At 50.5% G+C, this 14,097-nt stretch carries 2 protein-coding genes; both read left to right on the plus strand.

The features are described 5' to 3' along the window. Positions 1-6,360, plus strand: a 6,360-nt coding sequence (locus AC1RRX_RS11170; RefSeq protein WP_144491216.1) for an SDR family NAD(P)-dependent oxidoreductase, incomplete at its 5' end; no start/stop codon positions are given. A gap of 4 nt (positions 6,361-6,364) precedes the next feature. Further along, positions 6,365-14,083 carry an SDR family NAD(P)-dependent oxidoreductase gene (locus tag AC1RRX_RS11175; RefSeq protein ID WP_144464516.1) on the plus strand — a complete coding sequence of 2,573 codons (7,719 nt, stop codon included), beginning with the start codon at positions 6,365-6,367 and terminating at the stop codon, positions 14,081-14,083. Positions 14,084-14,097: the final 14 nt, after the last annotated feature.

Raw genomic sequence — 14,097 nt, forward strand, 5'->3', positions numbered from 1 at the left:
GCCGATCCGGACGAGTCAGCCTCGGCGCTTCTTGCCAAGCTGAAAGAAAACCGGGCGCATCCTGAACAAGCGGAAATCCGTTATGAAGCCGGCAAACGTCTCGTCAGAAACTGGCGTCATCTGCCGGCGCCTCAAAGCGGCGCCATTCCGTGGAAAGACGAAGGGGTCTACCTCCTCACTGGGGGAGCGGGCGGCATCGGACTGATTTTCGCTGAAGAAATAGCCTCCCGCGTCAAAAACGCCGTCCTCGTATTAACGGGGAGGGCGGAAGCGCTTGATGAAGACCGCTCCGCCCGCTTACGGCGCTTGGAAGCGTCGGGTGCCCGTGTATTGTATCAACCGGTAGACGTGACAGACAGGGCGGCGGTCATCGCCCTCGTCCGCGGCATACAGGAGGAGCACGGAACACTCGACGGTATCATTCACGGCGCAGGCGTGATCGCTGACAACTACATTCTGAACCAGACAGAAAACGAACGGAAGACCGTCATGGCGCCGAAGGTGAAAGGGCTTATCAATCTTGATGAAGCAGCGAAAGATGTGCGGCTGGACTTTTTCATCCTGTTTTCTTCCTTGGCGGGAGGTATGGGAAATCCGGGGCAGGCCGGTTATGCGGCAGCCAACGCATTTATGGACGTTTATGCAGCCCGCCGGAACCGTCTCGTGCGGGACAACAGGCGGAGCGGGCAGACCCTGTCTGTCAACTGGCCGCTTTGGGAAGAAGGCGGTATGCGTGTGGACAAAGAGACCGAACGGCTGATGTACGAACAGACCGGAATGAAAGCCATGCGATCGGCCTCAGGCATCCAAGCGCTTTACGCCGCTTTTGCCTCCGGAGAACACCAGGTCATGGTGGCAGAAGGCGACGAAAAACGGATTCGCAGCCATATTTTCGATCTGGGCGAAGAACAAAGCGCCGCCGGAAAAGCTCCGGCAGTGGCAGATGCAAGAGATCTGAAAGATCAGGTTCAAGAGAAACTAAAGCGGCATGTATCAGATCTTTTAAAGGTAAGCATGAAAGATATCGAGGCTGACAGCGAACTGACGGAATACGGATTTGATTCGATCATTTTCACTGAATTTACAAATCTATTAAATCGGTCTTATCAGCTTGAGCTCAGCCCGACTATCTTCTTTGAATTTCCGACATTGCGCAAACTGAGCGGCCATTTGATATCTGAATGGAAAGAAGCATTCAGCGGCTTAGAAAGAGAGCGTTTAAAAACCGCTCCAAAAGCCGGAATAAGAAAAGCTGAAGCTCCGGCGGCCGTTCATGTCAAGCGGGAAACGCCCGTATCCGTAAAAGGAAAATCAGAAGAAAAAACCGAACCGATAGCCATTATCGGAATCAGCGGTATTTTTCCGCAAGCGAAAGACATAGATGAATTCTGGACACGTTTACAAAAAGGAGAGCATTGCATCACAGAAATTCCCCGAGATCGCTGGGATTGGCGCGAATATTACGGCGATCCGGCAGCGGATGCAAATAAAACGTCAATTAAATGGGGCGGTTTCATAGATGGAATCGCCGGGTTTGACCCGCTGTTTTTCGGGATATCTCCGAAAGAAGCTGAAATGATGGATCCTCAGCAGCGTCTATTAATGATGTATGTGTGGAAAGCCATTGAAGACGCGGGGTACTCAGCAAAACGGATTGCCGGAACAAAAACCGGCATTTTCACCGGTACACTGGGAAGCGGATATCAAACTTTAATCAATAAGGCGGGTCTTCCTGTCGAGGGGTATACGATGACCGGAATCGTGCCGTCCGTCGGGCCGAACCGGATGAGTTATTTTCTTGATATCCACGGGCCGAGCGAGCCGGTAGAAACCGCTTGTTCAAGCTCTTTAGTCGCCATTCACCGCGCGGTAAAAGCCATTGAAACGGGAGATTGTGATATGGCGGTCGCAGGGGGCGTCAACACGATCGTCACGCCTGAAGGGCATATCGGTTTTCAAAAAGCAGGCATGCTCAGTGAAGACGGGCACTGCAAAACATTTTCCGATCAGGCTGACGGTTATGTCAGAGGAGAGGGTGCCGGCATGATTGTCTTGAAAAAGCTTTCAGAGGCTGAGCGTGACAGGGATCACATCTACGGCCTCATCCGCGGTACAGCGGAAAATCACGGCGGACGCTCAGCGTCACTTACCGCGCCGAATCCGCAGGCTCAGACGGATGTGCTGAAAAGCGCTTATCAAAAAGCCGGTATTCACCCGTCAACGATCACTTATATAGAAGCGCACGGAACCGGAACGGCACTCGGAGATCCGATTGAGATCAATGCATTGAAAAAAGCTTTCCAAACAGACGGGGCGCCGGGCGGATATTGCGGGATAGGCTCAGTGAAGACAAATATCGGACATTTGGAGCTCGCAGCAGGTATTGCGGGCGTTATCAAAGTATTGATGCAGCTGAAACATCGGACGCTCGCCAAAAGTCTGCATTGCGAGAACATCAATCCCCATATCAAATTGAAGGACAGCCCGTTTTACATTGTGACAGAAACAAAGGAGTGGGAAGCGCTGCGTGATGAAAACGGCCGGGTCCTGCCCCGCCGGGCGGGTGTAAGCTCATTCGGTTTCGGAGGTGTCAATGCGCATATCGTTATTGAAGAATACATGGGCAGAAGTGAGACGGAACAGCAGGAAGCCCGTGAGAAAGCGTCATCTCTTTTTGTTTTGTCGGCTAAAAATGAAGAGCGGCTGAAAGAAAGAGCGCGTCTCCTTCGCGACTTTATCAAAAACGGATCATCCCGCCATATCGATCTTGCAGATGCCGCATACACACTGCAGACCGGACGGGATGCGATGGAAGCGAGGCTGGGAATCATTGCAGGCTCCGCAGAGGAACTGACTGAAAAACTGAACGCGTTTTTGATGGGAAAAAACAGCGAAGATATCATCAGCGGCCGTAAAAAACGCGAGAATAACACGATCTCCATGTTCTCAGACGATAAAGACGCTGCTGACCTCGTCAGCGCCTGGCTTGAGAAAAAGAAATACAGGAAAGTGCTGCGGCTCTGGGCAAACGGATTTGACACGGATTGGGAGCAGCTGTATACGGACAGGAAGCCGCGCCGCATCAGCCTGCCCTCCTATCCGTTCAGAGCCGACCGCTATTGGGTGCCGAAACGGGAGCAGTTGCCGCTTTCGAATCAAAAAACAGTATTATTGCAAAAAACATGGGAACCGTGCGAGGCAGTGTCTTCATCCGAGCCGTTCAACAACAAAATAGCGCTCATCGTCTCTGAAGATACAAAAGACCTTGCCGCCGAGGTGAAAAAACAGCTGAATGATGCTGACATTGTGCAGGAAAATCAGCTCATCTCTTTCTTACAGGGTCCGAACGCGGCCATCTATTCCGGGTTTATTGACTTCACCGGCTGCGGCTCCCGACAAAAGCGGCAGGACATCAGCTGGGTGGCATCGCTGCAGCAGCTGATTGAATACGGCCGCGGACAAGAAAACATGAAAATGCTTTACCTTACAAAAGGGCTTGAAGCCTTCAAAAATAAGGCTGCCGTTATGCATGGTATTGAAAAAGCGGGGCTTTATCGCATGCTGCGGAATGAATACAGCCATATTCTCACCTGTCACGCCGATATTGATCCTGAAGGGCCGCTGGAGCAGACAGCCGCTTTTATTAAACAAGAAATTCAATCAGACTTAACGGAGTCTGCTGTTTGCTATAGGGACGGCATGCGCTTCAGCTATGTTCTTCGGCAGACTGATCAGATTGAACCAGAAGCCGTGCAAACAGACCGGACTGCGTTTCCAAAAGACGCCGTCCTGGTGATAACCGGAGGAACGCGCGGACTCGGCGCTTTATGCGCCAAGCATTTCGTTTCCGCATACGGTGTGAAGAAACTGCTTCTGACAGGCAGAAAGGAGCTGCCGCCGAAAACCGAGTGGGATCTTGAGCAAACAGACCCTGTCGTTTCGGAAAAAATACAGCTTATCCGGCAGCTGGAATCACAAGGCGTAAAAGTGTGCGTCTCAGCAGTTGATCTGACGGATAAGCAGGCCGTCGGACGGCTTATAAAAGAGGTAACCTCAACGCTCGGACCTGTCGGAGGCATTCTGCATTGCGCGGGAATTGCGGACCGTGAAAACCCTGCTTTTCTCCGCAAATCCAAAGACAGTATTGCGCGGGTGCTCGCCCCGAAAGCAGACGGCCTTCACAGTCTGTATGAGAGTGTAAAGGATGGTGCGCCGGCATTTTTCGTCCTGTTTTCATCTGTCTCGGCAGCCGTCCCGATTCTTGCGACGGGTCAGAGCGATTATGCGATGGCTAATTCTTACATGGACTATTTTGCAGAAAACAATGAGAGCGGTATCATTAGCATACAATGGCCGGCATGGGATGAGACGGGCATGAGCAGGGATACAAAAAGCGGGATGTATCAGCAAACGGGATTGCTGCGGCACTCTGACGCGGAAGGTCTCAAGATGCTTGATTACATTTTAAGAGAAAGACCCGGAGCTGTCGTGCTGCCGGCACAAGTGAAACATGATTGGGACATCAAAGCGCTGGAAAACGCCAAGCCAGCCGCCAATAAAGGAATGAAAGCAGCTTCCAAACCCCCTGAAACCAAAAAACGGGAACATAACCGGATTGATATTCAATCTTGGCTGAGGTCGCTTTTGGCAAAAGAGCTGAGTATCGATGAAACGCATATGGATATCGATGTGCCTTTTCAGGAATACGGAATGGATTCTATCTTTCTGGCGCAAGTGCTGACAAAGATCGATCAAAAACTGCCGTCCGTTTCAATTGATCCGACTGTCCTTCTGGAACACCCTACCATAGAACAGCTCGCGGATTATTTAGCCGCACATTGTCCGGAAGCTTTTTCGGCAGATGCAGCAGTTCCCGCGGAGAAGGTCCCTTTGCAGAAGACGCTGAAACGGAGCAAAAAAACGGCAGATAACCCCGGGAAACGGGGAAAGGTTGCGATCATCGGCATGGCCTGCCATTTTCCGAAAGCGGGGGATATAAGAGAATTTTGGAAGAATCTCCGCAGCGGAACGGATGCCGTCACTGAAGTTCCGCCGGACAGATGGAACGCCGGGGAACACTATCAGCCGGGTGAATATCAAGAAGGAAAAAGCATCAGTAAATGGGGCGGTTTTATTCACGATATTGATCAATTTGATCCGGAGTATTTCAATATTTCAGAAACGCTGGCACCGATGATAGACCCGCTGCAAAGGCAGTGGCTCGAAGTGAGCGCGGAAGCTTTGGCCGATGCCGGTTATCAAAAAGAGGATCTCTGGGGCCGCCGTATCGGCGTTTTTGCCGGTGCAAGGGCAGGTGCGTTTCATCAGAAATTTCAATATTTGCAAAAAGACGCGATTATTGGCGCGGGGCAAAATTTTATTACCGCACACATGGCGCACATTTATAACTTTACAGGGCCCAACCTGGTCGTGGATACGGCCTGCTCCAGTTCGCTTACGGCAATTCATTTGGCCGTGCAGGCCATTCAAAATGGAGAAGCGGAAGCGGCCTTTGCGGGCGGGGTTGACATTTTGCTTGATGAAAAACCTTTTCTCACAATGAGCGCGGCGAGAATCTTATCGCCAAATGGCCGTTCAAAATCTTTCGATGCCGATGCGGACGGAACAGGAATCGGAGAGGGCTGCGGTGTGCTGATGCTGAAGCCGCTCGAAAAAGCGATAGAAGACGAAGATAAAATATACGGCGTTATTGACGGCTCTGCGATAAATAATGACGGCAGCACAATGGGCGTGACGACGCCGAATCCCCGGGCGCAGCAGGACTTGATTGAGCAGGCGGTTCAATCAGCGGAAATCGATCCGGACACCATGACATACGTAGAGACGCACGGAACCGGTACATTGATCGGCGACCCGATTGAATTAAAGGGATTAACCAATGTCTTGTCTGCTTATTCCGATGAAAAACAATTTTGCGGTGTAGGAAGCGTCAAAAGCAATATCGGCCACTTGCTGAGTGCGGCGGGCGCGGCGGGAATCATCAAAGTTTTGCTGGCGATTGCCAATGAAGAACTGCCGCCGACTTTGCATTGCCATAAACCGAACCCCCGCTTCCAATTTAAAGATTCTCCGCTTTATCCTGTGCTTGAGCTGAAGCGGTGGAACGGAAAAAAAGAGATACTCAGGGCCGGGGTCAGCGCGTTCGGTTTGGGCGGGAATAACGCCCATATCATTGTCAGCAACGAAGGAATTCCGAAAGAGCGAAAAGCGGCCATGGAACCGAAAGGCGGCCAGACAGTATACCGAAAACAACGGTATTGGCCTGAAAAAGCACAGTTGTCCGAAGCGGAAGAAAATGAGGCGGGCACAGAAGCAATGTTTGAAATAAGCGAGGTGTGATAGATTGGCAGTTGCCACCGATCAAGTCAAAACGTTCCTGCAGAAAATCAGCCATACGAATTATATCGTCCGGGATCATCGCGTTCATCAAATCCGCGTCCTCCCGGGCGTGACTTTAATAGATATGCTGTATCGGCTCGCCGCCGGGTATCTCGGTGAACGGCCTATAGAATTAAGACAGATTATTTTTAAGCAGCCTGTTGTAACATCTGAAGAGTTTGATAAACACCTGTATGTGACCTTTACGCCGGCGCGTGACAGCTGGAAAGTTGAGATTACTAGCGAAAAAGCAAAAAACGGCACACCGCTTGGCGGAAACCGGGATGAGAATATGGAATGCCAGCTTTATTTGCAAGAAGACACGCCGCGGGCAAAAGAACTGAATATTGAAGCGTTCATGAAAAACGCAAGCCGAAAATGGGACATGCATGACATTTATGGAATTGCAAGAAGAAGCCATATTGAGCATGGCGAGTTTATGAAAAATGAAGGGGCCGTTTATCAGCTTCAGGATAAAGAAGAATTAATGGAGCTTACTCTGAGTGATTTGGCTGAAGGATTCCGGGAGAAATTTAAGGCGCATCCGGCTTTTTTGGATGCGTCCACCCTTGCCGGTTCTTCCTTTGCATTGTCGGCCCAAAAGCAGAATGACACACCTTATATTCCTTTTATGATCAATCGTTTTTGCATGTATCAGCCGTTTCCGAAAACGATTTACACTTATTCTGCGAAAAACAGCCGCACTGAAAGCGGCGTATCAGATAGCGAACCTGATGTTTATTCGGCCGACTTCACGATTTACGACAGGGCAGGGAACGTATTGGCCGAATGTGAGAAACTGACAGTAAAAAGGGTCAGACAAGCGAATATGATTACCCATCTGATAGACAAAGAGAAGCCGCCTCAGCAGAACAGAAGCGGCCGTGGTGAGTCGGAAAATTCTGTGGCCGCAGAAGACGTGTCTGAACAGCAAACGCCGGAACAAAACATGGTGACTTACATAAAGTCGGAAATCGCCAGGCTGGTCAATCGTCCGGCACAGGATATTGATGTGCGGAAAGGCTTTTATGATATGGGGCTTGACTCGGCGCATTTGCTGAAGCTTGTAAAGATATTAGAGCAGACTTTTCAGCAGCAGTTTTATCCGACACTGCTTTTTGAATATTCATCTGTCCGCCGCCTTGCGGATTACCTTATCAATGAAGCGGGCTGTGTGCTGAAAGATTCGGCAAAAGAACGGCATACATCAGACGCTGACACTGCTGATGAGGTTCTGTTTTTTGAACCCGCCTGGAAAGATCATCCGCTGGAAACGGCGGTGCAGAACGGGCAAAAACACACCCGTCATCTCATTATCGCTGCCGATGCAGGACCCCGTCTCACAGGTGAACTCGGCACATATTGCCCGGAAGCGGAAGTGATAGAACTGAAAAGGGAGCATGAGGCTGCAGATGAGCAGTTTGGAGCAGATGCCGAGCGCATATTTCGTATGCTCAAACGGGAACTGACAGACCATCCGAAAGAACATACATTGATTCAGCTTGTATGCGCCGTTGAGAATGGAGCGGCATTGTCATCCGCTCTCGGGGCTATGCTGAAAACGGCACATCTGGAAAATCCAGCTCTTCGCATTCAGGTCATCACCTTCTGTGAAAAGAATGAGAGATTGCCAAGTGAGACGGCCGCAATCATTAGAACAGAAGCAGACTGCTCTCATGCAGGATGTACAGACATTCGGTATAAAGACAATATGCGGCAGATCAGATTGTTCGAACGTATTGAGAAACTGGACGGGCAGACACAGTCTCCTTGGAAACAAAACGGCGTATATGTCATTACAGGAGGCCTCGGCGGTCTTGGATTTCTGCTTGCCCGTCACCTTGCAGAAAAAGAAAAAGTGAAGCTCGCACTCATCGGCCGTTCGCCGGAACAGTCTGAGAAGATCAGCAGACTGAAAGCATTGGGCGCAGAAGTTCTTTACGTTCAAGCGGACATCGGCAATAAAGCCGAAACAGAGCGGGCATTTGCTCAGATTACAGAAACCTTCGGCCGGCTGACGGGCATTTTTCATTGCGCCGGTGTTTTAAAAGATCAATTTATCATCCAAAAAGACAGTTCTGACTTGAAGGGGGTGTTCCTGCCTAAAATCAGCGGCCTGATTCATGCGGACGAAGCTTCACGGCATGAACCGCTTGAATTTTTCGCCGTATTTTCCTCATTCTCGGCGTTGGCCGGAAATGCGGGCCAGACAGATTATGCCGCAGCGAACGCTTTTATGGATGAATATATGAAATATCGCGATTGCAAAGCGGAAAAAGGCGAACGGACCGGGGCTTCTATGACGATCAACTGGCCGCTTTGGGAAGATGGCGGCATGCAGGTTGACAGCTTGATGAAAGAGATCATGAATGATGCAACGGGCACCAGCCCGCTTCCGGCCGGGGAAGGGATGGCTTCACTTGAATATATGCTGCGTCTCGGCAAGCTGCAATCCGTTATTTTATACGGGAAGGAGCCCGCTGTAACTGAAAGCATGGCCCGATTGGTTCCGATGGCAGACAAGAACCGCTCTTCATTATCCCATGCAGCTGTCAAGAGAAGGAGCCGAAAACAAGAGAGACATACAGAAGAGCGCGATATTGCGGTAATCGGATTGGCGGGAAAATACCCGCAGGCGGGAAGCATTGATGAATTTTACCAAAATCTGCGCTCGGGGAAAGACTGCATCACAACAATGCCGAAAGACAGATGGAAAGGTTATCCTTTCTCATATGAAGCAGATCAGTTCTACCGTTACGGAGGATTTTTAGATCGCATAGACAGCTTTGATCCGCTGTTTTTCAATCTGACTCCTCGCCAGGCTGAAATGATGGACCCGCAGGCGCGGCTGTTTTTAGAGACGGCTTGGGAAGCTTGTGAAGATGCCGGTTTTTATCAGGACAGAACGGCGCGCGGGCCATCTTCGCAAAAGAGAAAACGCGTCGGGGTATTCGCAGGTGTGTTTTGGAGCCATTATGAGCTGTTCGGGGCTGAAATCACACAGCGGGGCACACCGCTGTCTATGGGCGTGACGCCTGCCTCTGTTCCGAATATCGTGTCTCACTGCCTGAACTTTACGGGACCGTCAATGGCTGTGGATACGATGTGCTCTTCTTCGCTCACATCCATACATTTGGCATGTGAAAGCATTAAAAGGGGGGAGTGCGAATTCGCCCTTGCCGGCGGTGTGAATGCGGTCACACACCCGCATAAATATGCGTTTTTGGCGAATGCCGGATTTCTGTCTTCAGAAGGCGTCTGCAAAAGCTTCGCCGACGGCGGTGACGGTTATGTGCCGGGAGAAGGCGTCGGCGCGGTGTTACTGACAACCGTTCAAGAAGCGGAAAGAATGGGCTGTCCGATATATGGCGTCATAAAAGGCTCCGCTTTAAACCATGTCGGAAAAACATCCGGTTTGACCGTGCCTGATCCGGCATCACAGGCGGAAGTCATTACAGATTCTTTTCGGGGTGCCGGCATTGATCCGGAGACACTGAGCTATATTGAAGCCCACGGAACAGGCACGTCTCTGGGTGATCCGATTGAAATTGAAGGGCTGAGCCGCGCTTTCCGCAAATGGACAAACAAGAAGCGGTTTTGCGCCATCGGCTCTGCCAAATCAAATATCGGCCATTTAGAAGGAGCAGCCGGAATCGCCGGATTAACAAAGGTGCTTTTGCAGCTGAAGCATGGAGAAATCTTTCCGTCATTGCACGCGGACACGCTGAATCCCCATATTCCGTTTCCGGACACGCCGTTTTATGTGGCGGACCGGCTGGAAGAATGGCAACGGCCGTCACATTCTGACCAGCCGAGAAGAGCGGGTTTAAGTTCTTTTGGCGCCAGCGGGAGCAATGCCCATTTTGTCATAGAAGAATATCTGCCGCCGCAGGCTGAAAAGAAATCGGTAAATATACGGGAAGACGAGCCGGTTCTGTTTCTGCTTTCGGCAAAAAATGAAGAACGCCTATTAGAATATGTCAAACGGTATGACCGCTTTTTACGGGAAAAAGAAGTCAACCTTAAAGACCTGGCCTACACGCTTCAAGCTGGCAGAGAAGCGATGCCTGAACGGCTGGCATTTATCGTTACATCCGTTTGCGGCCTGCAAGCGAAGCTGAAGGATGTGCTTGAACGGAAAACAGAAATTGAAGGATGTTTCCGCGGACGTGCTCAAGATGATATTTCATCAAGTGGAATGGCCGAGCTGCTGAAAAACAAGCAATATTCCAGATTGCTCACTGAGTGGGCAAAAGGAGCCGCCGTTGACTGGAGCCTGTTATACGAAGGAGAGAAGCCGAAACGGGTCAGCCTTCCTGTATATCCGTTCGCGAAGGAGCGGTATTGGGTGCCTGTGCCTGCGGATATCCGGAAACAGACAGACGAACCGGCGGAAAACCAAAAGATCATTCTTCAAAAAGACTGGAAGCAGCAAGATCCGGCGGAATCTGAAGCATTATCAGGAACAGTAATGATACTTGCAACTGATAAGACGAGCCGATTGGCCGATGCTCTTTTTAAAGGAAACGGCCATATTGAAACGATCTGCTTCATCCATCAGGCAAAAGACGGCGCCGATTATTATGCCGCCGCATCGGGGCGAAACCTTTACGGCAGAGTGCGGGAGTCTCTTCAAAACAAACAGATACTCGGGGTCGTCGACATAACCGCATATGACGCGGAATATGAACGGCAGGAAGAGATAGAACACGGAAAGCTTGCCTTTTTACAGCAGGCTCTGGAATCACTCCGTCATAGCGGCGCTGTGTTCAGCCAAGTGACACACCGCCTCCAGCCTTTCAAGGAAAGTAAACCTCTGATGCAAGGGGCGAAAACGGCGGGGCTGTACCGGATGCTGGGCGCTGAGTATGCCAACATTCATTCTTTTACGATAGATAGCGATTGTGAGATTGAGCATACAGAAGAATTAAGCAGACAGATTGAGATTGAATTTTTACAGCCGCGGGCCAAAAGCGTCAGTGAATGCTGCTACAGGCTGAATCGCCGTTATGTGCCGTTTCTGAAGCAGGGTATGAATGTTTCGGCGGCGCCTGAGCTTTCCTATTCGTCTGATGATGTGCTGTTAATAACGGGCGGATCGCGCGGGATCGGCGCAATTGCGGCGGAGCATGCCGTTTCACGCGGATGCAGGAAACTGGTCATCATGGGGCGGGAGCCGCTTCCCGATTCCTCAGAGTGGGCAGACATGAAAAAGGACGGCATTCTCCCGGAAAAAGCCGAGCGGATGCAGAAGTTAGCCGAGCGGGGCGCGGAGATCCGTTATTACAGCGTTTCTCTTACGGATCAAAAGGGACTCCGGAACATGACGGACGGCATCCGCGGCACGATGGGGCCGATTACCGGCGTTTTTCATTGCGCGGGTGCAATGGGAGAACACCCCGCTTTTTATAACAAAACCGAAACTGAAATAGAAAGCGTTTGCACACCGAAAGTAACAGGGCTTCGCGGTCTCTATGAAGCCGTTCAGAATGAGCCGCTGTCGTTTTTTATTTTGTTCTCATCCGTTTCGGGCCTGATCCCTTCGCTTGCTGCGGGGCAAAGTGACTACGCGATGGCTAATTCATTTATGGACTCTTTTGCAAATCATCAAGCAGGTAAAGGAAACGTGTTTGTTAAAGCCGTTCAATGGCCCGTCTGGAAAGAAACCGGCATGGCTGAAGGCCTGCCGGAAACACCTGCTTATCAAAAATCAGGACTTTCCAGGCTGTCTGCCGAAGACGGACTGAAGTTTTTAGATTACATCATTTTAAACGGACAAAGCTGCGGAATTCCTTGTGTTCCCGAAGACAGTGAGGCTGATTTTGGTGATCTTCTGAAGGTGAAGAAAGCTGAAGCTCCCATGAAAAAAAGCACTGCCGGTGACCAAAAGGTGAAGGATATGATTCGTCAATGGGTGCGCACCGTTTTCAGCGAAGAACTGAAAATGACGGATGAGCAGATAAAAGATGATATGCCGTTTGATGAATACGGGATTGACTCAATACTCTTTGCGGAATTGGTTCAATCATTGCAAAAACGGATCAGCATAAAGTTAACACCGTCCTTAATGCTTCAATATCAAACGATTACAGAAATGGTTGACTATTTCGCAGCGCATCATGAAGCCGATTTTGTGACAAAAGAAAATGGTTTCGTTCAAGACAGGGACGTCCAGTCTGATTTAACCGCCGCCGCTGAAGAGAGAACATTCATGGAGCCGAAAGCGGATACTGAAGACGATATTGCCGTCGTCGGCATATCCTGCCGTTTTCCGGGGGCGGGCGGAACGGATGCTTTTTGGGAGCTGCTGATGAAAGGGAACACCGCCATTCGGCCTGTCCCCGCATCGCGCTGGCATGCAACAGCAAATGCAAAGGATTATGCGGGGTGGATTGATGATATCGACATGTTTGATGCGGGCTTTTTCGGCATCTCTGAAAAAGACGCGGCAATTATGGACCCGCAGGCGCGGATCATATTAGAAGAAGCGGTTCATTCTGTTTATGATGCCGGGTACGGCCAAAAGGATTTATCGGGCCGGAAAGTCGGCGTGTACATCGGCGGCAGGGCGCAGCCTTCAGCCGGTATGGAACATATCCTGCAGGCGCCTAACCCGATTTTGGGGGCGGGACAAAACTATTTGGCGGCCAACATTTCACGATTTTTGAATGTCACAGGGCCGAGCCTTGTCGTGGATACAGCATGTTCCTCAGGGCTGATCGGGCTGTCCTTTGCAAAAGACGCCCTTTTGGCCGGAAGGATTGACGCGGCCTTAGTCGGTTCGGTGAGTCTGCTCTTATCTCCGTCCGCGCACCGGTTATTCGGAGCGCGCCATATTTTAAATGAGAACGGCGTGTTTCATATATTCGACCGTGAATCAGCGGGAGAAGTGCTCGGAGAAGGAGCGGGGGCGGTTTTTATCAAACGATTGAGCGATGCGGTACGGGACGGAGACCGTATTTACGGCGTCATAAAAGCCGTCTCGGTAAACAATGACGGCCGGACGCTCGGTCCCGGTTCACCGAATATAAGAGCGCAGAGAGACGCCATTCAAACTGCGCTTGACATGGCGGAAAAGTCGCCCGAAGACATTGGATATATAGAAGTGAACGGAGGCGGTTCCCCAATCGTTGATTCGGTGGAAATCAAGGCACTCTCAGATGTCTATCAGCTGAACCGGAAAATGCTTCTGCCCTGCCGGATCGGATCGGTGAAACCGAATGTGGGGCATTTGCTTCTGTCTTCAGGTCTTGCGGGCTTCATCCGATGTGTGCTGAGCGTCTATCATAAGCGGATTCCGCCTTTCTTATCAGCGCGTGAGCCATTTGAACATTATGACTTTGAAGCGTCGCGTATTCATTTTAATCGTGAACCCGTTGATTGGCATTCAGAGAAGAAACCCCGCGTCGCAGCTCAGAGTTCATTTCCTGACGGCGGGACAAATGCTCATATCCTCGTTGAAGAATACAGAGGTGAAAGGCAGCGGGAACATCACCTGGCGCCTCAGCCGCCGGAATTCAGAAAAAAACACTACCCGCTTTTGAGCGGCTGGAACAGCACGGAGAATGAAGCGGAAAAAACAAGTAATGAAAAAACAGACATTGCGGATCTTTTAAAGAAATATGAGAAAAAAGCAGAGACAAGCACTGCACCTGCAGACTCGTTTTGGCAGGTGACAACGTGACGTTTTTAAAAGGG

The organism is Bacillus sp. GW821-FHT11D08 (genome assembly GCF_058808515.1).